At 45.9% G+C, this 22,810-nt stretch carries 23 protein-coding genes; 7 read left to right on the top strand and 16 right to left on the bottom strand.

What is annotated here, in order from left to right:
- Positions 1-128: 128 nt before the first annotated feature.
- The 5 genes from OTK50_RS10425 to OTK50_RS10405 all read left to right on the top strand — a co-directional run bounded on the left by OTK50_RS10425 (position 129) and on the right by OTK50_RS10405 (position 4,637).
- Positions 129-1,040: a polyprenyl synthetase family protein gene (locus OTK50_RS10425; RefSeq protein WP_031378407.1), complete on the top strand. Its 912-nt coding sequence runs from the start codon at positions 129-131 to the stop codon at positions 1,038-1,040.
- Positions 1,040-1,204, top strand: a complete 165-nt coding sequence (comX, locus tag OTK50_RS10420; protein WP_007613432.1) for a competence pheromone ComX — start codon at positions 1,040-1,042, stop codon at positions 1,202-1,204. Before OTK50_RS10425 ends, comX begins: the two co-directional genes overlap by 1 nt.
- Positions 1,205-1,215: 11 nt before the next feature.
- Positions 1,216-3,507 carry a histidine kinase gene (locus tag OTK50_RS10415; protein WP_266121869.1) on the top strand — a complete coding sequence of 764 codons (2,292 nt, stop codon included), beginning with the start codon at positions 1,216-1,218 and terminating at the stop codon, positions 3,505-3,507.
- Between the two features lie 80 nt (positions 3,508-3,587).
- Entirely contained in the window at positions 3,588-4,232 is a 645-nt protein-coding gene (locus OTK50_RS10410; protein WP_003152052.1) for a response regulator transcription factor, read from the top strand.
- 21 nt (positions 4,233-4,253) lie between these two features.
- Positions 4,254-4,637: a hotdog fold thioesterase gene (locus tag OTK50_RS10405; protein ID WP_007613430.1), complete on the top strand. Its 384-nt coding sequence runs from the start codon at positions 4,254-4,256 to the stop codon at positions 4,635-4,637.
- Between the two features lie 39 nt (positions 4,638-4,676).
- Here the strand turns inward: OTK50_RS10405 and mnhG are convergent, their stop codons facing one another.
- Genes mnhG through OTK50_RS10370 form a run of 7 tightly spaced genes read right to left on the bottom strand, consistent with a single transcriptional unit; the run spans position 4,677 to position 10,446 of the window.
- Entirely contained in the window at positions 4,677-5,051 is a 375-nt protein-coding gene (gene mnhG, locus OTK50_RS10400; RefSeq protein ID WP_003152056.1) for a monovalent cation/H(+) antiporter subunit G, read from the bottom strand.
- A complete protein-coding gene (locus tag OTK50_RS10395) occupies positions 5,035-5,319 on the bottom strand; it encodes a Na(+)/H(+) antiporter subunit F1 (RefSeq protein WP_003152057.1) in 285 nt (94 codons plus the stop codon). The genes mnhG and OTK50_RS10395 overlap by 17 nt, the downstream gene beginning before the upstream one ends.
- Positions 5,319-5,795 carry a Na+/H+ antiporter subunit E gene (locus OTK50_RS10390; protein ID WP_003152059.1) on the bottom strand — a complete coding sequence of 159 codons (477 nt, stop codon included), beginning with the start codon at positions 5,793-5,795 and terminating at the stop codon, positions 5,319-5,321. The genes OTK50_RS10395 and OTK50_RS10390 overlap by 1 nt, the downstream gene beginning before the upstream one ends.
- A 5-nt stretch (positions 5,796-5,800) precedes the next feature.
- Positions 5,801-7,282, bottom strand: coding sequence for a Na+/H+ antiporter subunit D (locus OTK50_RS10385; protein WP_007408671.1), 1,482 nt, complete (start codon positions 7,280-7,282; stop codon positions 5,801-5,803).
- Positions 7,275-7,616, bottom strand: a complete 342-nt coding sequence (locus OTK50_RS10380; RefSeq protein WP_003152063.1) for a Na(+)/H(+) antiporter subunit C — start codon at positions 7,614-7,616, stop codon at positions 7,275-7,277. The genes OTK50_RS10385 and OTK50_RS10380 overlap by 8 nt, the downstream gene beginning before the upstream one ends.
- Positions 7,616-8,047: a Na(+)/H(+) antiporter subunit B gene (locus tag OTK50_RS10375; RefSeq protein WP_003152066.1), complete on the bottom strand. Its 432-nt coding sequence runs from the start codon at positions 8,045-8,047 to the stop codon at positions 7,616-7,618. The genes OTK50_RS10380 and OTK50_RS10375 overlap by 1 nt, the downstream gene beginning before the upstream one ends.
- Complete coding sequence (locus tag OTK50_RS10370) at positions 8,044-10,446, bottom strand: Na+/H+ antiporter subunit A (protein ID WP_266121868.1); 2,403 nt, start codon at positions 10,444-10,446, stop codon at positions 8,044-8,046. Before OTK50_RS10370 ends, OTK50_RS10375 begins: the two co-directional genes overlap by 4 nt.
- A gap of 242 nt (positions 10,447-10,688) precedes the next feature.
- On the opposite strand from OTK50_RS10370, the gene OTK50_RS10365 reads away from it, so the two are divergent.
- A complete protein-coding gene (locus OTK50_RS10365; protein WP_070082282.1) occupies positions 10,689-10,907 on the top strand; it encodes a hypothetical protein in 219 nt (72 codons plus the stop codon).
- 44 nt (positions 10,908-10,951) lie between these two features.
- On the opposite strand, the gene nupQ is transcribed toward OTK50_RS10365, so the two are convergent.
- The 6 genes from nupQ to malK form a co-directional block, all read right to left on the bottom strand.
- Positions 10,952-11,911 carry a guanosine ABC transporter permease NupQ gene (gene nupQ / locus OTK50_RS10360; protein WP_003152071.1) on the bottom strand — a complete coding sequence of 320 codons (960 nt, stop codon included), beginning with the start codon at positions 11,909-11,911 and terminating at the stop codon, positions 10,952-10,954.
- Positions 11,912-12,958, bottom strand: coding sequence for an ABC transporter permease (locus OTK50_RS10355; protein ID WP_012118308.1), 1,047 nt, complete (start codon positions 12,956-12,958; stop codon positions 11,912-11,914).
- The gene (locus tag OTK50_RS10350) at positions 12,951-14,483 is read right to left on the bottom strand and encodes an ABC transporter ATP-binding protein (protein WP_266121867.1); all 1,533 of its coding nucleotides are present in this window, start codon (positions 14,481-14,483) and stop codon (positions 12,951-12,953) included. Before OTK50_RS10350 ends, OTK50_RS10355 begins: the two co-directional genes overlap by 8 nt.
- A 141-nt stretch (positions 14,484-14,624) precedes the next feature.
- Positions 14,625-15,698 carry a BMP family lipoprotein gene (locus tag OTK50_RS10345; protein WP_007408665.1) on the bottom strand — a complete coding sequence of 358 codons (1,074 nt, stop codon included), beginning with the start codon at positions 15,696-15,698 and terminating at the stop codon, positions 14,625-14,627.
- Between the two features lie 401 nt (positions 15,699-16,099).
- On the bottom strand, positions 16,100-16,807 hold the full coding sequence (locus tag OTK50_RS10340) for a response regulator (protein ID WP_003152077.1): 708 nt from the start codon (positions 16,805-16,807) through the stop codon (positions 16,100-16,102).
- Positions 16,800-18,401 (bottom strand): malate sensor histidine kinase MalK, encoded by a 1,602-nt coding sequence (malK, locus tag OTK50_RS10335; RefSeq protein WP_077722762.1) that lies wholly within the window; start codon positions 18,399-18,401, stop codon positions 16,800-16,802. Before malK ends, OTK50_RS10340 begins: the two co-directional genes overlap by 8 nt.
- 174 nt (positions 18,402-18,575) lie before the next feature.
- Here malK and OTK50_RS10330 point away from each other — a divergent pair, with 174 nt between their 5' ends.
- Positions 18,576-19,133 carry a YufK family protein gene (locus OTK50_RS10330; protein ID WP_007408662.1) on the top strand — a complete coding sequence of 186 codons (558 nt, stop codon included), beginning with the start codon at positions 18,576-18,578 and terminating at the stop codon, positions 19,131-19,133.
- A 14-nt stretch (positions 19,134-19,147) separates the two neighbouring features.
- Here OTK50_RS10330 and OTK50_RS10325 read toward each other — a convergent pair whose 3' ends face one another.
- The 3 genes from OTK50_RS10325 to OTK50_RS10315 all read right to left on the bottom strand — a co-directional run bounded on the left by OTK50_RS10325 (position 19,148) and on the right by OTK50_RS10315 (position 22,791).
- On the bottom strand, positions 19,148-19,561 hold the full coding sequence (locus OTK50_RS10325) for a thiol-disulfide oxidoreductase DCC family protein (protein WP_003152080.1): 414 nt from the start codon (positions 19,559-19,561) through the stop codon (positions 19,148-19,150).
- Positions 19,562-19,582: 21 nt separating this feature from the next.
- Positions 19,583-21,457, bottom strand: coding sequence for a transglycosylase domain-containing protein (locus OTK50_RS10320; RefSeq protein ID WP_014305709.1), 1,875 nt, complete (start codon positions 21,455-21,457; stop codon positions 19,583-19,585).
- Positions 21,458-21,546: 89 nt separating this feature from the next.
- Positions 21,547-22,791, bottom strand: coding sequence for a multidrug efflux MFS transporter (locus tag OTK50_RS10315; protein WP_032862488.1), 1,245 nt, complete (start codon positions 22,789-22,791; stop codon positions 21,547-21,549).
- Positions 22,792-22,810: the final 19 nt, after the last annotated feature.

The raw sequence follows: 22,810 nt of genomic DNA, 5'->3' as shown, positions 1-22,810 counted from the left end.
TTTTGTGCATTTTTTATCCATTTCATGGATAAAGTATTATACGATTGTTAAAAAACAAAAAACCTGCTGTCTTTCATCACCTGCATTTAGTAAAATAGAATGGGAGGGTGAAGACAATTATTGAGCAAATGTGTTTAGATGCCGAAACGATTAAAGAGAAGATGAAGGAAATTGTGGAGCACAATATATGCAATACTAACTTGAAAATGTACCTTCTAAAATTTATTGCATCAAAAGATTCATTTGGATTTGCTGAATTGGCATATCAACATTACAAAGCGTTCAATGGCAGAGACACAGAGGCGATTTTAAAGTTAGCCGCAGGCATAGAATTATTAGTCCTGTCATACGACATTTATGATGATTTGGAAGATAATGATAATCTGAAAATGGAATGGATGAAAACAGGTCTCCCCATTACGCTGAATACTGTAACGGCCCTCTATACATTAAGTATACAGGTTATGAATCAGGTTAGTGAAAATCTGGATTTTCTTAAGCAAATATTAAACTTTGCATTGAATTCAATTGAGGGCCAGCAAGATGATATTTTGAATGCACCGCAAACTGAAGAAGAGTGCTTGAAAATGATTAAGAATAAATCGGGCTCTTTAACTGCAATGCCTTGCGTTATGGGAGCGATGCTGGCGACAGGAAAGTTAAACCCAATCGTTCAATCATATTCATATGAACTCGGAATAATATCCCAGATTGATAATGATTATCAAGGTTTGTTTTACTTGAATAATGATTTTGTTCAACGCAAAAATACACTTGCTTATTTATACTTAAAAAAGAGATTCAATAAAGCTTCTGAAGAAATCTTACAATGGTATGAAAACCCGGAGTTATTCAAAACCTTAAAGACTCGAGACATAAAAAAGAAATTAATTGAAGCAGGTGTAACCCAATACTTATTGGTTTTGAAGCATTTGTCGTTAAAAAAAATAAAAAGTAAGATATTTGAATTGGAGATAGAAAGAAATAAAACGGAAGCTTTATTAAATGCGATTGTTAATTTAGAGGAGGATGAAAAATAATGCAGGAAATTGTAGGATACTTAACCAAAAATCCAGAAGTTTTAAATAAAGTGATTGAAGGCAATGCTAGTCTGATTGGAGTTAGCCAGGATCAAACAGATTGTGTTATAAATGCGTTTAAGGGTATAGATGTTATTTCTTTCGGCGGTGATTGGAAATATTGAGGATGATATAAATGAAGTCCAAGTACAATAAGATTTCAGTTGTCTTAATTCTGCTTACATTGGTATATGTCATTTATCTGACTTATATAAGCACAAATAATCTTTTAGTCGGCGCCACCATTTCTGAAAATAAACAGGGCGAAATTAAAATAAAAGATGTAGAAGATTTTACAATGGCATATTACGCCGGAGTGCAAAAGGGAGATATAGTAAAGAATATTAACGGCCAAAATGTAAAGTCAATTAATATTCAAATGAATAAGCTGAAAAATGTAAACTCGATGGTCGTTGATAGAAACGGTCATGATATTGAGATTAAGCTCAATTTATTTAATGATAGGAACTTCAGTACTTACTTAATACCGATAATTTTTTATGTAGTATGTTTATTTTGCTGTTTCTTCATCATCAAGATAAATGAAGAAAAAAACTTGAAATCTGCTTTGGTGCTAATTGTATTTCTTTTGTCTGCTTCAATCGCATATATCAGTGCTGGAGGATCGGCAAAAGGTGATTTGCTTAGCAGATGCATTATGTTGTTAACATTAATAACTGTACCTTTAAATTATCTTCTGTTTCTTTATCATTACTTTAAAGAATTAGGTACAGTGCTTTTCAGCAAAAAAGTTTTCGTTTTGTATTTATTTCCAACTATAAATATATTATTTGAATTATTTCGGTCGCGATTATCTTTTGGTGATTTTATTCCAAAATTTAATTTGATTTCGTTTTTTCTTCTTTTTTTGATTGTAGCATATTACTTTATTGTTATTTTGAGAAGAAACAAAGATACTGATCAGGCACATATTATAAAGGTGCTCGTAGTTATAAATATATTGGCATTTTCGCCTTTTTTATGTCTGTATCTTATACCGTATGTATTTTTTAATGATTATTATGTCTCTTCTTTCTTAACAGCGTCATTTATGCTGCTGATACCTTTTTCACTTGTATATCAATTCATGTCGAATAAAATATATAACGTTGATTTTATCTTAAGTAAGTTAAAATATTACGGCTTTTTAGCGTTAACCCCAACTATAATTCTGGTTACGACAATTGAGTTATTACGTGAGCCGGAAGAAAATTTTTACAATCTCAAACTGACATTTTTAATTTATATTTTAATGTTAGCTGTTTTTTATTATAAAGAAATACTCGATTTCCGGTTTAAATTAAAAAGGGTCTCTGAAAGATTCAATTACCAAGACAGTATTTATAAGTTTACCCAATTAATCAGAAACTCGTCTTCTTTAAATCAGGTTTTTGGAGAATTAAAAACCACCATTCTCGAAGTAACTCTTACAAGTAAAGTGTATATATTTGAAGTTACGTATGATGGGAATGTAAAGGCATTTGACGAAAGAGATTCAAGTTTGATAGATGATTATCAAGTGCTTTTAAATAGTGTTACTGTTGAAATAGGAAAAATAACGGAGTTTAATCAAGGTTTCGCAATGAAAGTAGGAGAACGGGGAGATAGATCATTCGTTGTTCTCTGTTTGTCTAAGATGAATACGCCCCGTTTATCACGTGAAGAAATTTCTTGGTTAAAAACATTATCTTTTTACGTTAATGTTTCAATAGAAAACGTGATGAAAATCGAAGAACTTATGAATCATCTCGAAGATTTAAAGAAACAGGAGACAAACCCGGTCTGGCTCAAAAAGCTGATGTTTACAATCGAGGAAAAGCAGCGTTCGGATTTGGCCCGTGATCTGCATGATTCGGTGCTGCAGGATTTGATTTCTTTGAAGCGCCAGTGTGAGCTGTTTCTGGCCGATTTTAAGAAAGAAGAGCCTTGCCACATAGAGGTGCAGGACAAGCTTCATCAGATGAATGAGCAGATGTCGGATGTCATTTTGATGACCCGGGAGACGTGCCATGAGCTTCGGCCTCAGCTGCTGTATGATTTGGGTCTGGTCAAGGCGGTATCCAAGCTTGCCGCGCAGCAGCAGGAGCGTGCGCCGTTTCATATCCGTCTGAATACGGGCCGGTTTACGGCGGCGCTGGATTTGGATACGCAGCTGAATTTGTACCGCATTATTCAGGAATTTCTTTCGAACGCCATGAAGCATTCACAGGCGAATGAGGTGCTGATTATGCTGATCAGCATTCAAAATAAAGTGATTCTGCATTATGAAGACGACGGTGTCGGCTGCAATCGGGAAGAAGGCGGCGGACAGTCGATGAGCATGGGTCTTTCGGGTATTAAGGAGCGCGTCCGTGCGCTTGACGGACGGATGAAAATCGACACAAGTGAAGGAAACGGTTTTAAAGCGGATATTGAAATGGAATTGTAACCAATTTATCACCAAATCGACTTGGCAGAAGCCAAGTCTTTTTAATAAAATGGAAATGAGTGAGTAAAAGGGAGGAAACCATGAAAAAGATACTAGTGATTGATGATCATCCGGCTGTCATGGAGGGCACCAAGACGATTCTGGAAACGGACACGAATCTTTCTGTCGATTGCCTTAGTCCTGATGCCAGTGAACAATTCGTTCTCCGGCATGATTTTTCAGCTTACGATCTCATATTAATGGATTTAAATCTGGGTGATGACATCAGCGGCATAGAGCTTTCCAAGAAAATCTTAAAAGAGAATCCTCTCTGCAAAATCATTGTCTACACAGGCTATGAGGTTGAAGATTATTTTGAAGAATCCATCCGCGCGGGCCTGCATGGCGCCATCAGCAAAACCGAATCTAAAGAGAAAATCATGCAATACATATATCATGTGCTGAACGGACAGATTTTAGTTGATTTCTCCTATTTCAAACAGCTGATGACCCAGCAAAAAACAAAAACGTCTTCTTCCCCTCAAAGTGAGCAGGATCGGTTAACCCCGAGAGAGCGCCATATTCTCCAAGAGGTCGAAAAAGGTTTGACCAATCAGGAAATCGCAGATGCGCTTCACTTAAGCAAGCGGTCGATTGAATACAGCCTGACATCCATTTTTAATAAGCTGAATGTCGGCTCCCGAACTGAAGCGGTGCTGATCGCCAAGTCAGATAACGTACTATAAATCTTGAAGGGAGAATGACCTATGAATCTGAACAATACATTGCTCGGCGCACTCGGTATTGAAATCACTGAAAACACGCCGGAGAGATGCGTGGCGGTGATGCCGGTGGATAAGAGGACGGTGCAGCCTTTCGGATATCTGCATGGGGGCGCGTCAGCAGCGCTGGCGGAGACTGTTGCAAGTGTCGGGGCCCAGCATTTTATCGACCGGTCGAAACAGGCGTGTGTCGGGCTTGAGATTAATGCCAATCATTTAAAGTCCGTGAAAGAGGGCGGAACGGTCACGGCGATAGCGGAACCCGTTCACACAGGCAGGGCAACCATTGTGTACGGGATTAACATTTTCGATGAACGAGAAAGGCTGATCTGTGTTTCCCGCTGCACGCTGGCTGTTATAACAAAATAAACAAACAGCCGGAACCCTGAATCGTCCGGCTGTTTGTTTTTACAAATATGAATCTTCTTTTCGTTTGATCACAAAGTTTCTGATCCCTTTGTAATCATCCTGAACGCTTCTTTTATCAAGCGCCGCTCCCGAATTGTACGCGGCCCTGCATATGAGGTGCGCTCCGACCGGCGCCGTCAGCAGGATAAAAATGATGCCGAGCAGTATTTTTACAGAAATTTCTCCGGTCAGCATCCACAAGTAGCCTAACACCCCGAGCAATACCAAATTAACGCCGAGTGTCGAGCCTTTTGAAGAGGCGTGGGCGCGCGTATACACATCAGGAAGTCTGAGTGTGCCGAAAGACGCGACCAGGCAGATCAGCGATCCCATCAGAATACAAACGGCGACAGCCCATTTAACGATTTCGATCATTTTCGATAATCTCTCCTTTCTCCAAAAACTTAGCAAAGGCAATCGTGCCGATAAACGATAAAATGCCAAGCAGCAGAATGATGTCCAAAAAGGCCGATGTGTTTAAGAGAATGGATACAAGCGCGGTCATGGCAATCAGATTAATGCCGATCCCATCAAGCGCGACGACCCGGTCCGGTATCGTTGGCCCTTTCATGACGCGAATGACGTACAGAAGAGTCGAAACCGCCATAATGCCGAGTGATAATTGCAGAATAAACGTAAACATCAGCGGCTCACCTCCTGAATGGCTTTCTCAAAAGAGACGCGGATGTCGTGGATCGCTTTCTCCGCATCTTCAATATCCATGGCGTGTATATAGAGAATCGACCGGTCATCGGAGATATCCATCACGAGCGTACCCGGTGTTAAAGTGATTAACAGCGAGAGTAGCGTGATCTCCCAATCCTCCGTCAATTCCGTCTTAAACGCGAAAATGCCCGGGCGGATGTTCAGTTTCGGCGCTATAACGGTTTTCAGCACGCTGACATTGGCCAAATATAATTCCTTTATAAAGATCAGCACCAGTCTGATGACTGACCATATTTTCCAAATGTAAAACGGCCGCGAGAAGAAGCGCCGGAAAAAAAACAGCGCCGCCAAGCCCGCGATAAATCCGGTTATAAAACCCGCCGTGCTGAGGCTGTTTGTGAGAAACATCCAGCAAACAGCGAGAAGAACATTTAATAATAGTTGAAAAGCCATGCCATCTACTCCTTCAAAACAGCTTCAATGTATTTTTCCGGATTCAGCAGATTCTCAGCCGTCTGATTGACATACGGTGAAACCCATTCGGTTCCGAGCCCGAACAGAAGCGACAAAAGGAGAAAAGCGGCTGCCGGATAAAGAAGTCCTTTTGCGGACCGTCCGCCTGCGCCGGGGATTTCTTTTTCTTCCCCCCAAAAAGCCGTCGTAAAAACCTTCAGCACGGAATAGAGCACAAGCAGGCTTGATAAGAGAATCAATACGGAAAACAATGTTTCCCCCTTATCGAACCCGCCTTCCGCGATCTTCAGCTTGCCCACAAATCCGCTGAACGGCGGGATGCCGGCCAAAGATATGGCTGAAATAAAGAACATCCATCCTAAAACGGGATAACGGGTGATCAGTCCGCCCATTTTATGCAGGCTGGCAGTGCCTGTCAATGCGATAAGCGTGCCGGCAAGCATAAACAGCGCTCCTTTAATCAGCATATCGTGAATCAAGTAATAAACCGCTCCTTGAATGGAGGCCGGCGTGTTCATGGCAATGCCGAACAAAATCACGCCGACGGCTGTAATAATATTGTAGATGACGATTTTCATGACATCCGAAAAGGCGATAGATCCGATTACGCCGAATAGCACCGTCAGCATCGCAAGCCACATCATCAATTGGTGGGTAAAGCCCGTATCGTGAATAAAGATCAGGGTGAATACCCTTAAAATGGCATACAGGCCGACTTTCGTCAAAAGAGACCCGAATAAAGCCGAAATTGCAGCCGGCGGGGCGTAATAAGAGCCCGGCATCCAGAAATACAGCGGGAATATCCCGCCCTTTAAACCGAAAACGACGAGAAGAAGGACGCCGATCACGGTTATCAGCCCGGTCTGGCCCGATTCGCTTATTTTTACGCTTAGATCAGCCATATTCAGCGTGCCCGTCACCGCATATAAGTAACCGACGCCGATGACAAAAAACGCGGATGACACAATGTTAAACACGATATACTTCAATGATTCTCTTAATTGAATTTTCGTTCCGCCAAGCACGATCAGCATGTAGGACGCGATAAGCAGAAGCTCAAAAAAGACGTACATGTTGAACAGGTCACCCGTCAAAAACGCTCCGCTTACGCCGGCCAGAAGAAACTGCACCCCTGAATAATAGAAAGCGCGCTCCCTTTTTTCTCCGATGGAGCGGAAGGAGTACAGGGTGACGAGCAGCCCAATTATGGCGGTTGTCAAAACAAGCAGTGCGGCAAGCTGATCCGCGGCGAGCACAATGCCGTACGGCGCTTTCCAGCCGCCGAGTGTCAGCGTCTGAATCCCGTGTGTGAAAACCGTCTGAACGAGAGCGGCGCTGATGACGATGGAGACACAGGAAGCGGCAGTGCTGAATATCCGCATCAGCATCACGTGCCTGTTCATAAAAATCAGCAGCACTGCGGCAAGCAGCGGCACCAGAATAGGCAATATCACAAAGTTATTCATGTTGATCATTTCCCCTCATTCGATCCATATCGTCCGTTTTCAGTTCCTGATAGGCGCGAAACGCCATCACAAGCAGGAAGGACGTGACGCCGAACGAAATAACGATCGCCGTCAGTATGAGTGCCTGCGGCAGCGGATCGACAAAGGACGTGCTTTTTCCGCCCAGTATGGGAGGAGCGCCTTTTTTCAGTCCGCCCATGGTCAGGAGCAGCAAATGGACGCCGTGGCTCAAAAGCGCGGTGCCGATAATCACGCGCAGCAGACTTTTAGAAAGCAGCAGGTAGGTTGCCGCCATAAACAAAATACCGGCAATGACAGACATTAAGATTTCCACTATTCTTCCTCTCCAATCGTTTGAATAATGGTCATCGTCACGCCGACAACAACGAGATACACACCTAAATCAAACAAAGTGGCCGTCGCAAGCTCCGTATTCCCGAGCACCGGGAGATGAAAATGGCCGAATGTATGGGTGAGAAAGGGCGCTCCGAATAAGAACGAACCTGCACCCGTTGCAATCGCGATAAGCAGACCCGCGCCCGCCACATAAATAAAATTGACGGGCAAAATCGATTTGACGGTTTTTAAATCAAAGGCCAAAAGCAGCAGCACGATGGCCGAAGACGTAATCAGTCCGCCGACAAATCCTCCGCCGGGGGCGTTATGCCCCGATAAAAATAAATAGAAAGAGAAAAGCAGAATGATAAAAGATACAAGCTTCGTTGCCGTCTGAAGGATGATGTCGTTTGTTTTTGGCTGTCTCAACGCTTTTCTCCCTCCTCTGTTACTTTTGTTCTGATCATGCTGTAAATCCCGAGTGCGGCAATCGACAGCACCGTGATTTCAAACATCGTGTCAAATCCCCTGAAATCAACGAGGATGACGTTGACGATATTGTTTCCTCCCCCGAGCTTATGGCTGTAAGCGGTGAAAAAGGAGGAGATGCTGTCTTTTGTTTTTTCGCTGGAAGACGCGATTCCGAGCATTGTCACGATAACGCCGACACCGAGAGAAATGATAAAATTCGTCATCCGGAATGTTCTTGTCTTCTTTTTCCGCCGCATTTTCGGCAGATGGTAAAAACAAAGAAGAAACAAGGCGACGGATATCGTCTCAATGACAAGCTGCGTGAGCGCCAGATCGGGCGCTCTGAAAATCACGAAAAACAGCGCGAGTGTGTACCCGACAACACCGAGTGAGATAATGGCCGTCAGCCGCGATTTGGCGAACACAGTCGCAATCGTTGCGCTCACCATAACGAGGGACAGCACGATTTCATACAGGCCGATCTCAGCCATGCCTTTCGCTGTCATGGAAAAGCCGCCTTTCATGACGAACGCCGCTCCGATGAGAATGATAAACGACGTAAAGATATACAGCAGATAATCCCGCAAAAATCCGGTCATATAAGATGACGTCAGCTGGTAAGATTTTTTTTCCATACTGCCCGTCACCGCATCGTAAAGCTTGTTCAGCGTCAGTTTTTTCGGAAACAGACCGTACAGACGCTCCCATTTAGACAGCGTTACGTAACCGATCGTGCCGACAATGATGATGCCGAGGGTCATCATTACCTCAGCCGTCACCCCGTGCCACTGGGAAATATGGACATGGAATGTATCTCCGCCGGTTAACAGAGCCGGATAAATGGAGTTCATCGCCGGTTCAATCAGGCTGTAAGACAAAACGTTCGGGGCAAAAAACAGACTGACGGCGCAAGCGGCAAGAATCACCGGCGAAATCAGCATGCCGAGCGGAGCTTCATGCGGCGTCTTTTCAAGCTGAGCAGATTTACGCGCGCCGCTGAACGTTCTGAAAAACAGCTTCATGCTGTAGATGAAAGTGAAGACGCTCCCGATCCATGCGAGAACGGGGAACAGCACGCCCCACGTATCCAGGCTGAAAATATCTGCATGAGCAATCCGCAGCATACTTGTAAAGAACATTTCTTTACTTAAAAAGCCGTTAAACGGAGGGAGGCCGGCCATGGAAAACGTTCCGATCAGTGAAACGGTAAACGTTACCGGCATGAGCGCCATCAGGCCGCCGAGCCTGCGGATATCCCGCGTTCCCGTTTCATGGTCGATAATGCCGACCGCCATAAATAAACTTCCTTTAAAAGTAGCATGGTTAATTAAGTGAAACACAGCCGCGGTGACAGCCGCCGTAAAATACTCTGAATGCTGATAATGAAGCGCGGCGGCTCCTGCGCCGAGCATCGATACAATCATACCGAGCTGGCTGACTGTGGAAAATGCCAGAATCGCTTTTAAATCGGTTTGTTTAATCGCATTAAAGGAAGCCCATACCATCGTGATCAGACCGACTGAGGCAACCGTCCAAAACCAGACGGGTGAAAAAGCAAAAACCGGACTGAATCTGGCAATCAGATAAATACCCGCTTTCACCATTGTAGCCGAGTGCAGATAGGCGCTGACAGGAGTCGGCGCCTCCATGGCATCAGGCAGCCAGATATAAAACGGAAACTGCGCTGATTTCGTAAAGGCCCCCAATAACAGGAGAACCATCGCCGGAATAAAGAACGGATGGCCTGCGATAATATGCACCTGGTTAACCATTTCCCTGATACTGAAAGAATCCGTCATCAGATACAGCAGGATAAAGCCGCCGAGCATGCACAGCCCGCCGCCGACGGTAATCAGCAGTGATTTTTCCGCCCCGTAGCGTGATTTCTTCCGCTTATGCCAATACCCGATTAATAAGAAGGATGACAGGCTTGTCAACTCCCAGAACATATAAAGCACGATGACGTTATCGACGAGCACAACGCCGAGCATCGCGCCCATAAACATCAGCAGGTACACATAAAAGGGGCCGAGCTTTTCTTTGTCCTTCGATAAGTAAAAAATACTGTAAAGCGTCACCAAAGAGCCGATGCCCGTAATCAGTAAAGCGAATAACAGCCCGAGTCCGTCAATATAAACGGTATAGTTAATACCGAGGGACGGAATCCATTCGGCCGCATACCGGACGGTTTCTCCAGCCATTGTGACAGGGAGCTTGCTGATAAAGTAAACAAACAGCACAACGGGCACTGTCAGCACAAACCAGCCTGTATGGACTTGTTTTACCCGTTTATAAAGAAAGGGAACGATAAATGCAAATAAAAAAGGCGCCAAAATCGCGAAATGTAACAGCTGCAACAGAAGACCTCCTTTGCTTGTTTTTTCATCAAGCAACTGCTTTATGTCAGAATGAATCAATCAATTCACGGTCATAGGACCCAGTACAAATTATATCGCACTTTTTTTTACCCTGCTACGGCATAATGTATTCCTCTTTGTGTTTTTGTGGTCTTTTGAACCCAAAATAAATTTATCAAATATCCGGATCTTTGTATATACATTTCTTTTTCAGATCAAGCTTTACAAAAGGAGCTGGTCAGATGAAGAGAAAGGCGGCGGCTTGTATTGGAATATTTTGTTCTATTATTGCAGGAACATTCATAGCAGATGATTTCTGCAAAACGCGGCAGCAGACGGAGGCAGATGATTGGGAGCGTTTTTTTCTCGGTGCGGAATACGCAGAAGACAAGCTGAGTGCGGCTGAATCAATGCAAACGCCGTTTCAGCCGCGTGAGTATATCAGAATCGTATATAGATGAAAAGAGTTCCGGCACCAGGGTGCGGAACTCTTTTTGTGTGGCAATCAGCGTTTTCCTTTAATATAAGGGATGCCGTTGGCTTTAGGCGCATCCGCGCGGCCGATGAAGCCGGCAAGCGCGAGAATGGTCAGAATGTAAGGAGCCATCAGCATGTATACATTCGGAATGTCTTTGAACAGGGGCAAAAGCGAGCCGATAATGCTCAAACTCTGCGCAAACCCGAAGAACAGCGCAGCCCCGAGCGCGCCGATCGGATGCCATTTGCCGAAAACCAGCGCGGCGAGAGCGATAAAGCCTTGTCCGGAAATGGTGGAGTGCGTGAAATCAAGCGCGATCGTGGAAGCATACACACCGCCGCCGAGCCCGCCGAACAGCCCGCTGATCATGACGCCGATATAGCGCATGCCGAACACGTTGATTCCCATCGTATCGGCCGCCATCGGATGTTCCCCGACAGAACGGATGCGAAGGCCGAACGGCGTTTTGAATAAAATAAACCAGGAAACAAAGGCCAGTACGATGGCTAAAATCGACGTATAATATACGTCTGAAAAGAAAATCTTTCCTAAAACCGGAATATCGCTTAACCCGGGAATGTTCGTTTTGTAAAAGGGCTCCGGGATTTTATCAGTCTGCGCCTTTCCGTAAATCAGCTTGACGATAAACAGTGTCGCTCCTAACGCGAGCATATTGATCGCCACACCGGTTACCGTCTGATCGGCGCGGAAAGAAACCGCGGCAGCCGCGTGGATCAGTGAGAACAGACCGCCGGCAATCATAGCCGCAGCCAGAGCGAGCCACGGAGCGGCGGCGCCAAGCTCGCGTCCGAAAAATAAGTTGAACATGACGCTTGTAAAGGCGCCGATAATCATCAGTCCTTCAAGACCGATGTTGACAACTCCCGATCTTTCAGAAAACACGCCGCCGAGAGCGGTTAAAATAAGCGGAGCCGCATATACGAGTGTTGCCGGGACAATAATGGATAAAATCTGCAGGAAGTCCACTTACTTCGCCCCCTTTTTCTTCAATTTATCAAGGATGAGACGGATGGCGTAGCTTGATGCCACAAACAAAATAATAATGGCGATGACGATGTCAACGACTTCAGAAGGCACCCCGGATTCAATCGGCATATTTAATGCCCCGACTTTAAGGCCGCCGAGAAGACATGCCGCCAGAACAACGCCGATTGCCGTGCTGCCGCCGAGAAGCGCAACCGCAATGCCGTCGAAGCCGACGCCGGTAAAGGCGCCCTTAACCGCCGCATATTGAAAGGTTCCGAGTCCTTCCATCGCGCCGGCAAGCCCTGCGAAGGCGCCGGAAATCATCATGGCGTACATCATATTTTTTCTGACGCTCATTCCGGCGTATTGTGCGGCGTGCTGGTTAAAGCCGACAGCCCGGAATTCAAATCCGCTTTTTGTTTTATGAATGATAAACCACATGAGGACTGCCGCAAACAGAGCGATCAGAATGCCCCAATGAAGGCGGGAGTAATCTGTCAGCTGCTCTAAAAACGGGGAGCGGAGCGACGCGCTTTCATGAATTTTGTCTGTTTTGTCCCGGTGGTCCGTCATGACATCGGAAATGAGATAATTGGTTAAATGAAGAGCGATATAATTCATCATGATCGTGACAATCACTTCGTGGACAAAAAAACGGGCTTTTAAAAATCCGGGAATCAGGCCCCAAATGCCGCCCGCAGCCGCAGCCGCCAATAATGAAAGCGGAAGGTGGATGTAAGCGGGGGCGTCAAAGGAAGCGCCGACCCACACCGCGGCGGTCCAGCCGACAAGGAGCTGTCCTTCAACCCCGATATTAAAAAGGCCGGTCCGAAATGCGAATGCCACGGCCAATCCGGACAAAATATATGGCGTAATCTGCCGGATCGATTCCCCGATGTAATACACTTCACCGAAAATGCCGCTCCAAAGAGCCGAATACCCGCTTACGACATTGTAGCCGCTGGCGAGCATGATGACCGCACCCGCAGCTAATCCAAGGATGATCGCAATCAGCGGCACAGCCAGATGAGAAAGTCGATTAATCATGTGTTTTCCCCGCCTCCATTTGCTTACTACCCGCCATTAAAAGTCCGAGCTCCTGCTCGTTTGTTTCAAGCGGATTGACGTTTGCGATGATGCTGCCTTCAAAGATGACGGCGATGCGATCGCTGAGATTCATTATTTCATCAAGTTCAAAAGATAACAGAAGCACCGCTTTACCGGCGTCACGCTGCTCAATGAGCTTTTTATGGACGAATTCAATCGCGCCGACATCGAGTCCCCGCGTCGGCTGGGCCGCAATTAAAAGATCCGGATTTCTGTCCACTTCCCGGCCGATAATGGCCTTTTGCTGATTCCCCCCGGAGAGAGCGCGCGCAGGCGTATATTCATCAGGTGTTCTGACATCGTATTCTTCAATCAGGCTTCGCGCTTTGTCATAAATCGTGTGTTTATTTAATATGCCGAAAGAAGAGTAGGGCTTTTGGTAATAACTTTGCAGCACGATATTTTCTCCGATCGGAAAATCAAGGACGAGCCCGTGTTTATGCCTGTCCTGCGGAATATGCCCGATGCCGGATTCAGTGACTTTCCTGGGCGGCATATTTTGCAGCTGTTTGCCGTTTAACGTAATCGTGCCGGCATTTGTTTTTCTGAGACCTGTAATGGCTTCAATTAATTCAGACTGGCCGTTTCCGTCAACGCCCGCAATGCCGACGATTTCACCGGCTCTGACAGAGAGGGAGAGCTGTTTGACCGCCTCAACGCCGCGCGCGTCTTTCACCGTTACATCAGAAAGCGAAAGCACTTCTTGTTTCGGTTCAGCCGGCTGTTTATCCGTCTTGAATGACACTTCGCGTCCGACCATAAGGCTTGCCAGTTCATCTTGATCCGTATGTGCGACATCAAGTGTTGTAATGCCTTTTCCTTTCCGGATGATGGTGACACGGTCGCAGACTTCCATAATCTCTTTTAATTTGTGGGTGATGAGGATAATTGATTTTCCTACATTGACAAGATTTTTCATAATCTGAATCAGTTCTTGAATTTCGTGCGGAGTCAGCACCGCGGTCGGCTCGTCAAAAATGAGAATGTCGGCGCCCCGGTAGAGGGTCTTTAATATTTCCGCCCGCTGCTGCATACCGACGGAGATATCGGCAACTTTGGCTTCAGGATCAATGTGCAGGCCGTAACGGTCGGAAATATCACGCACGTCCCGGGCGGCGCGCTGTCTGTCAATTCGGCCGAAAGTTTTCGGCTCTTTTCCGAGAATGATATTTTCTGAGACGGTGAAGGTATCCACAAGCATAAAATGCTGGTGTACCATCCCGATGCCGAGATCGTTGGCTTTGTTCGGGCTGTTGATGTGAACGCGTTCGCCACGCACCCGGATCTCGCCTTTTTCCGGCTGATACAGGCCGAATAAAACGTTCATGAGTGTCGATTTTCCGGCGCCGTTTTCACCGAGAAGGGCGTGTATTTCGCCTTTTTTCACTTGAAGCGTGACGTCATCATTGGCGACGATTCCGGGAAATTCCTTGCGTATATTAAGCATTTCAATGATATAATCCACCGATTTGTCGCTCCTTTTCAGAGATACTTTGATGAGAAAGAGCTTGGCAAAAGAAAAGCTGCAAGAGATGCAGCTTTTCCTTCACCGCTCTTTTCAAAAAAGAGAGGGGATAAGCACGGAAGTCTCCTTATCCCCTGGTTCTTACTCAGCCTTGAAGGATTTCAATTCTTTTTCAGTTGAAGGGATCTCGAGTCCGTCCGCGATTTTCTTCTTCCAATCGTCTGTTGCTTTGATGACATCGTCAGAAAGGTTCTCCTTATGATCCGAGATGCCGACTGCATCTTGCGCCAAACCGTATGTTAATGTTTTGCCGCCCGGGAATTTACCGTCACTCGCTTTTTTCGTTAAGTCCTCCACGGCAGTATCCACTTTTTTGACCATTGATGTGAGAGTGACATTGTCTTTTGTGCCTTTGACTTGGCCTTCCGCGTACTGGTCTTTATCAACACCGATAACCCATACGTTCCGCTTCGGATCTTCTTTTTTCAGATTTTTCGCTTCTGTGAAGACGCCCGTTCCCGTTGCGCCGGCCGCGTGATAAATGACGTCAACGCCTGATTTGTACATGCTTTCAGCCGTCGCCTTGCCGACATCGGCTTTGTCAAACCCGCCCGCATATTTCACTTCGACGGTCGCTTTCGGATTTGCGGCTTGTACACCCGCGCGGAAGCCGATTTCGAATTTTTTGATCAATTCAGACTCCATTCCGCCCACGAATCCGACTTTTCCCGTTTTGCTCGATAGCGCAGCGGCCGCTCCCACGAGGAATGAGCCTTCCTGCTCTTTAAATGTAAGGCTCGCCACGTTGTCTTTTTTGACAACGGCATCAATGATCGCAAAATTTGTGTCTTTGCGCTGATCGGCGATTTCGCTGATGGAATCCTGCATCAGATACCCGACGCCGTAAATCAGGTCAAAGTGTTCCCGCGCTAATTTATTTAAGTTCGTTGTATAATCTGCATCTGATTTTGATTGAAGATAGTCAAAACCGCTTTTGCCTTTTGTAAGCCCGTTGTCTTTTCCGAATGCCTGGATGCCTTCCCAGGCGGACTGGTTAAATGATTTGTCATCAACACCGCCGATATCCGTTACCATGCCGACGGTAAAGTTTTTGCTGCCGGAGCCGTTTGCTTTGTCACTTGAACCGCATGCGCTTAATATGGTTCCGGCCGCTGCGATGAGCGCCATCGCCATTCCGATTTTGCGTTTTTTCAAAGATATAACCCCCCTGTAAAATATGGCTGTGCCGTTCAATTCAGACTTGAGTCCCCGTGCCGGATGCAGAATCGAAAAAACTTTCTGATAATAATGATGAGACGTCTCTTTTTTTCCCGCCTTGAGCGGCTGTCTCTTCCGGGTTCGGGACTTATGACTTATCTGAAAAGATCTGCTAACCAATCATAATTTATCATTTTACCCGCCATAAATAAATAGAAATTTGCTTATTTTTTAAAAAATATCAATTTTATGAATCGCCTTCCTCATCTGGTTAAAACAGAGGAGGATCAGCCGGGTCATTATCCTTATATAGCATATCAAAAAGGAATCTCAAGCCTTTTGTCACGGGATATGACAGTAAAAAAGCACCGTTCACAGCGAAACGGCGCTTTTTGACATTATAAATATTGTTTGATGCTGCTGACATTGCCGGTGTTGATATGATATTGAAAGACGGGTCTGCCGATCGTGCCGTACGCCATCTCTACATTCAGCACTTGTATGTCTTCCAGAAATTTAAGGTATTTCCGGATGGAGACTTGCGAGATTTCAGTATGCTTGGCGAGATCTTCCGTGGTAAAAGAGCCGTCGCCGAAAGACTCAATGCTCGCCCAGATGAGTTTAAGCGTGCTCTTTGTCAATCCCTTCGGAAGGTGAACCTTTTCCGCCGCTTCTTTCTTTTGAAAAAGCTCGGCATCCAATTCTTTCTGTGTCATGCTTCTGTGTGATTGATAAACTTTCTGCTTGCGTCTGTAGTCGGAAAGAGCGGTTTGAAAGCGGTCAAATTCAAATGGTTTGATTAAATAATCGACGGCGCCGTACCGAAGCGTTTTTTTAATGACGTCCAGCTCGCTTGCGGCCGAAATGACGATGACATCAACCGATTCATTCTGCTTGCGGATTTCCGTTAAAAGCTCAAGCCCGTTTTTTCCCGGCATGTAAATGTCAAGAAGGATGAGATCGATATGATGCTCGCTCAGCACGTGCAGCGCGCTTTGAAAGGATGATGCGATCCCTTTCAGCTGAAATCCTTCAATCTGGCTGAGATAGCGTTTATTTAATTCACCCACCATGGGGTCGTCTTCAACTATGAGTACATTAATCATCATTTTCCTCCTTCGGTTCATACGGAATGCGAAGACTGAAAGTCGTTCCTTCATTCTTTTCACTTGTCACAATCATATGGCCTTTTAAATTTTCTGTTGCCTGCTGGGTGAAATAGAGGCCGAACCCCCGGTTTGTCCCTTTCGTGGAATAACCTTGTTCAAAAATACGGGCTTGGTCTGCCGCAGACATGCCGGCTCCCGTGTCCGTAATCTCTATATCAAGCTGGCGATCCTGAAACCGCATCGAGCACGTAATGTTTTTTTTCGGCATCTGCGCCACCGCGTCGAGCGCGTTGTTTAACAGGTTTCCGATAATCGTAATGAGCTCATGGATGACGGCCGGATCCGCCGCATTCGGAATCAGGCTGCCGAGCTGAATGTCCAGATCAGCGCCCTGCTCTCGTATGTAGCTTTGTTTTCCCAGAAGAAACCCTGCGAGAACCGGACTTTTGACATCACTTATAATCTCGCTTGTTTCCGTCTTCTGCTGAATGGCAATGTCTTTAATGTAAGTGCCGAGATCATCGTATTCTTTTAACTGGACAAGCCCTAAAATGACATGAAGCTTATTCATGAATTCATGAGACTGGGCTCTTAATGCGTTTGCATACATTTTAACACCGGACAGCTGTTCTGCTAAATGTTTGACCTCCGTTTTGTCCCTGAACGTGGCGATCGCTCCGACGGTTTGTCCTTTCAGATGAATCGGAACTTCATTAAAGACCAGCTCAAGTCCGTTAATGCGGATATCCCTGTCCTGAAGCGGTTTTTTCGTGTCAATCACCTGTTTCAGCCGGCTTTTCGGGAGAATATCGTTCACATCTTGATCGACCGGATTAGTCGGAATACCCATTTTAATAAAAAGCCGTTTCGCCTCTGCATTGGCGAGCTTAATTTTTCCCCGCGCGTCAACCGCCAGGATGCCTTCCTTCGTTGATTCGAGCATGGCGCTCCGCTCTTCCAGGAGGGTGGCGATTTCATAAGGCTCAAGACCGTACATAATGTTTTTGACGGTGCGGGCGACAATCACGGCTCCGATGACGCCGACAAAAATACTTACGCAGATGATGAAATAAAGCGGTCTCAAACTGTGGCTGACGACATCCTGTATTTTGTTAAGCGAAATTCCGACCGAAACGACGCCCACTTGTTTTTTATCTTTTCCATAGATCGGTACGAAGGCTCTCATGGATTTTCCGAGAGTGCCCGCTGATGTGCTCGTTTTGATATGGCCGTGCATTGCCGGCTGTTCGTCTCCGCCGGTGAATTTCTTCCCGATTTTATTTGCGTCGGGGTGGGTGAGGCGGATGCTGTTCATATCCATCACCACGACAAATTCGGTTCCTGTCGTATGCTGGACATCCAGTGTATAATTCCGGAGCTCTTTCAGCCCTTTTCTTGTTTGCAATGCCTGCGCGACACTCGGTGTTTCCGCGACCAGCTTTGCGGTGCGCAGCGCGGTTGTCCGTTCTTCTTCTTTCACGCGGTCCGCGGTCTGGACGCTGATCGTGAAAAAGGTGATACAAAGTGCGATAAGGACGACAATACAGACGAATATCGTTAATCGGGTTTGCAATTTTAATGTTTTTTTCATAACAGCCTTCCTTACGTTTATCATTCCCGCGTTCTACTTTACTCCGAAAAAGCCTGTTTGTGAAGATCAGGCCCTTATTTCGTAAAAGTGAGGAAAAATGGAATTTTTTATCTTGTCAATGTGTTTTAAGTCCTCCATAATAAGTGAGGTAGATTACAGAAAGGGACTTTTTATATGAAAAATACTTATTGGACGGGTTATTTTCCGCTCGTTGCGATTCTGCTTTTTAGTTCGTCATTATCCATTTCTACCTCGCTTTATGTCATGAAGATACTTCAGACGCTCGGCATGTATCAGGGGATGCTGGATTATTTCTCTGAGAAAGGGATCAGACTGGCGCTTTTTGCAGCGTTCGCCCTTGTGTATTTTATGCTTTTTTCGGCTTTGAAGCTGATTGCAAACACAGTGACAGAGCTGTCTCTTTTGTTTTTCACAAATGACCCTGAAGGGGACAATCTGAAAAAAATCAGATTAGGCTCTTTAATTTATGTAGGCGGAGGAATTCTTTCCTTTGCGCTCGTGCAGAATGGTTTTTGGATTGCGGCGTTATTTGCCGTTGTTACGCTCGTTTATTTGATTTTCATGGTGTACAGAATCTATTCTACACTCTCGATTGTTTCGCTGATCGGTTTTATATTGCTTGAGATTCTGTTTTGGTTTACTTTTGTTATCGGTATTTTGTACATCTTTATTAAGCTTTATAATAGCATAATGGCTAGCTTACCTGTGTAAGCTAGCCATTTTTGTTAAGACAAAAATCTGTTTTTGATCTCAGGGGAGGGGAGCATGCATGCTTCCCTTTTTCCGAACCATTTGTAACGGCGCCGGGCGATGAAAGAATAGGCTCTGTCCCTGAGGGGGCGGGGCACTGCGAAAAAAATTGCTGACAGCCGCCAGGCTCCGCGGAGATGACGGGAAACCTTTAACACGGCTGCGGATTTTTTGTATATCCGCCCGTTTTCGATGAAAATCATGCTGTCAAATTGTTCTGTCGGAAGTCCTTCTGATGCCAAAAGCTCCCGGGCGGTATCTGATTGCAATGAAGCAAATGAGATTTTGCCGGCCGGATCGCGTTTAATGATGAATTGAACGGCGCCGCTGCATAAGTTGCAGACGCCGTCAAACAAAAGCACGCGGTCCGGAAGCTGAGCTGGTTTCAAAGCGGATCCCCTCCGTTATCTTTAATAAGCTGCCTGCAGCGTGTTTTTCCAGATCGAAAGCTGAGGGCTTGCGTCATGAAGGTATTCGACGCTTGACGGTGTATCCTTGCCGACCCATACCCCCATCGTATAAGCATCCGTCAGGCCGACAAACCACATATCGTGATAGTCATTTGACGTTCCTGATTTTCCGCCGACGTACGGAGCTTTAAAGTTCGCTTTCTTTCCTGTTCCGCTTTTGACGACGGCTTTCATCATTTCTTTGATCTGCATGTTGGTCCGCACGCTGAATACCTGCGCCGGCTCATCTTTCCATTTTAATATCGTTTTTCCTTTTAAATCAGTCACTTTTGTAATCGCGTGACTCGGCGTATAAACGCCGTTGTTGCCGAACGTGGTGTACGCATTGGTCATTTCAAGCGGCGTCATGCCGTTTGTAAAACCGCCCAGCGCCGCAGGCAGACGGTAATCCGCGCTGACCAGCTTCGCGAAATGAAACGGTTCAAGGTAGCTGAACGCCTTATTAACGCCGACGCGGTCCATGATTCTGATGGCCGGTGTGTTGTACGAGTATTTAAACGCCGTTTCCAATGTAACCGTGCCGTACGTGCGGTTATTATAGTTCTGCGGGCAGTAATCCGCACTGCAGAATTTGCTTGCGTCAATCTTGCTGTGTGGCGTTGCGCCGGTCTTTTCAATGTAAGGTCCGTAATCAAGCAGCGGCTTAATGGATGAACCGGGCTGTCTGTATGCTTGATAGGCACGGTTGAAATCATATTTATGATAATCTTTCCCGCCTGAAAGCGCGATAATCTGATGTGTCTGATGATTAATCACGGCCGCTCCGCCCTGGACGCCTGCATACGGAAGATTTTGATTCACTTGAGCGACGACCTGGTTTTGCATATACGGATTCAGCGCCGTATAAATCTTCACGCCGTCTTTTAACAATGTGCTGACTCTGTCGGAAAGCTCACTCTGTATTTTTTGTTTCGCCTTTCCGGAAGCTTTTTCAAGACGTTTGTCATAGCCTTCGGATGAGGAAACAAGCTGTGTGAATTCATCATTTACATAGGAAACATAGTCAGGATATTTATTTGTTTTTTCGTTTATATCAAGCTTGATCTTTTCCTTTTCGGCTTTTTTCAGCTGTTTCCCGGATATAACGCCTGCTTTTTTCAATCCGTTAAGCAATCTGACTTGTCGTTTTTTCGTATAATCAAAATGCTTGAGAGGATCATATAATGTAGGGTTATTAGGGATGGCGCAGATAAAAGCCATCTCTCCCAAAGTGAGAGATTTCAGCGGCTTGCTGAAATAAAATTGTGCCGCCGAACCGACACCGTATACACCGTTATTAAAATAAATCGTATTTAAGTAGCCTTCTAAAATCTCATCTTTGCTGTATTTTTTCTCAAGCTGATAGGAATAGGCCAGCTCCGTCAGTTTTCGGCTGAAGGTGCGTTCATGGCTTAAATACACATTCCTTGCCAGCTGCTGGGTGATGGTGCTGGCGCCCTGGTCAATTTTATGATCTTTGAAATTGGAGGCGGCCGCCCTGACCATCCCCATAAAGTCAAACCCTTTATGCTCATAAAAATGGCGGTCTTCAGAGGTTAAAAACAGCTGTTTTACCTCATTCGGTATTTTATTAAAGGGCACGATCACGCGGTTCTCATGATCGCTGACAATCTCAGAAACAAGGCTTCCGTCCCTGTCATACATGTAACTGTTTTGAACCAGGTTGATCGCTTTTAAGTCAATATGTTTATCGAGCACCTGATCAAAAGGCTTGATTTGTTTTACCTCTTTGCCGGAAGCAATAACTGTAAATGCACACAACGGGATAATGCCGAGCAGCAAAATCCATCCGATTATTTTACGTACCATGGTCACTCTCTTTTCTCCTGATTTCTAGCCATATCGTATCATTCTTTTAAGAATACGAGAAGGTTAAATTTAGAAGAAATCGTGATCGCTGCCGGTCAGCCCGCATTTGACGCTGTATCCTTTTGCAGATGTCCCGCCATCCATAAAAGCCCCGCGCCTATTAAAAAGAGAAAGGCGGTGACGTAGAAAGCAGCCGAAATAGAAAAACCGCTTGAGACCGCACCTCCGAGCAGAGGGCCGAGCACGTTTCCGAGAAAACGAAAGCTGACGTTATAGCCGAGCACCTCTCCCTGGATGCTGCCCGGCGCCCTGACGCGGATCGCGGCCGTAATGCAGGGGAGCGTGCCGCCCATGACCATGCCGAACAGAAATCTGAAGACTAACAGAATGGAGAGGGAGGAGGCGAGCGCCTGCGGAATAAAAAACACCGCTGATGCAATCAAAAGCACGATTAAGATCCGGCTGTGGCCGAAGCGGTCGCCGAAGTCCCCCCATTTCCGGGCAAGCAATAAGCTTCCGAGTCCGGTCGCTGAAAACGCCATTCCGGAGAAAAAGGCTAAATTAACAGGTCCGTGCAGCTCATTGACATATAAAGCGAGCAGCGGCTGGATGCTGAAATTGCCGGTCTGCACGATCATGGTAAGCACCATCATCGCCCAAAGCGCGGGCTGGTGAAAAATATAGGAGAGCACCTGTTTTCTGGAATAGGTTTTCCGCTTGTTTTGTTTCTCGCCGAGCGGCTGCTCATTCACCTGAAATAAAACGAGAAGCACGGATACGAAAATAACAAAAGACGTAATAAAAAATGTGTACGTAAACCCGAAGCTGTCAGCGAGCAGCCCGCCCAGCATCGGTCCGAATAAAGTGCCTGACACCTGACCCATCTGCAGCGTGCCGAGCGTTTTCCCGGCAGTCTCTTTCGGCGTCTGCGCCGAAATCATGGCAAGCGATGTCGGAACAAAGCCTGTTACAAGGCCCATAAGCAGCCGCAGGACAAACAGCTGATAAACCGATGTCACAAACCCCATTAATAAAATGCTGACGGCAATGCCGGTGCCTGTGATCAAGAGAATTTTTTTGTAGCCGCGCTTATCGCCGAATCTGCCCCAAAACGGGGAAATCACAAACGCCATTAAAAACGTGACGCCGAACACATACCCGCTCCATCTCTGCACATACCCGCCCGAATGGGGGCTGATCGTTTCGATATATAACGAAAGAAACGGAACAATCATGGTCATGCTGGCGGAAATAAAGAAATTTGTAATCCAAATGACGACGAAGTTCTTCTTACGGACAGAAATAACATCACCTTCTTTAATTTTCGTGTGTCTAATCATTAGTATATAGGAATGAATC

It is taken from the genome of Bacillus sp. NEAU-CP5 (genome assembly GCF_026420705.1).
Lineage (GTDB): Bacteria > Bacillota > Bacilli > Bacillales > Bacillaceae > Bacillus > Bacillus velezensis.
The sequence above is the reverse complement of the archived record's forward strand: the minus strand, read 5'-3'. Positions and strand labels throughout refer to the sequence as shown.

Bases quoted from the DNA above. Each gene is read 5' to 3' on its own strand.
- OTK50_RS10425 (WP_031378407.1), top strand. From the start codon at position 129: ATGTGTTTAGATGCCGAAACGATTAAAGAGAAGATGAAGGAAATTGTG.
- comX (WP_007613432.1), top strand. From the start codon at position 1,040: ATGCAGGAAATTGTAGGATACTTAACCAAAAATCCAGAAGTTTTAAAT.
- OTK50_RS10415 (WP_266121869.1), top strand. From the start codon at position 1,216: ATGAAGTCCAAGTACAATAAGATTTCAGTTGTCTTAATTCTGCTTACA.
- OTK50_RS10410 (WP_003152052.1), top strand. From the start codon at position 3,588: ATGAAAAAGATACTAGTGATTGATGATCATCCGGCTGTCATGGAGGGC.
- OTK50_RS10405 (WP_007613430.1), top strand. From the start codon at position 4,254: ATGAATCTGAACAATACATTGCTCGGCGCACTCGGTATTGAAATCACT.
- mnhG (WP_003152056.1), bottom strand. From the start codon at position 5,051: ATGATCGAAATCGTTAAATGGGCTGTCGCCGTTTGTATTCTGATGGGA.
- OTK50_RS10395 (WP_003152057.1), bottom strand. From the start codon at position 5,319: ATGTTTACGTTTATTCTGCAATTATCACTCGGCATTATGGCGGTTTCG.
- OTK50_RS10390 (WP_003152059.1), bottom strand. From the start codon at position 5,795: ATGGCTTTTCAACTATTATTAAATGTTCTTCTCGCTGTTTGCTGGATG.
- OTK50_RS10385 (WP_007408671.1), bottom strand. From the start codon at position 7,282: ATGAATAACTTTGTGATATTGCCTATTCTGGTGCCGCTGCTTGCCGCA.
- OTK50_RS10365 (WP_070082282.1), top strand. From the start codon at position 10,689: ATGAAGAGAAAGGCGGCGGCTTGTATTGGAATATTTTGTTCTATTATT.
- OTK50_RS10355 (WP_012118308.1), bottom strand. From the start codon at position 12,958: ATGATTAATCGACTTTCTCATCTGGCTGTGCCGCTGATTGCGATCATC.
- OTK50_RS10340 (WP_003152077.1), bottom strand. From the start codon at position 16,807: ATGATTAATGTACTCATAGTTGAAGACGACCCCATGGTGGGTGAATTA.
- malK (WP_077722762.1), bottom strand. From the start codon at position 18,401: ATGAAAAAAACATTAAAATTGCAAACCCGATTAACGATATTCGTCTGT.
- OTK50_RS10330 (WP_007408662.1), top strand. From the start codon at position 18,576: ATGAAAAATACTTATTGGACGGGTTATTTTCCGCTCGTTGCGATTCTG.
- OTK50_RS10315 (WP_032862488.1), bottom strand. From the start codon at position 22,791: ATGATTAGACACACGAAAATTAAAGAAGGTGATGTTATTTCTGTCCGT.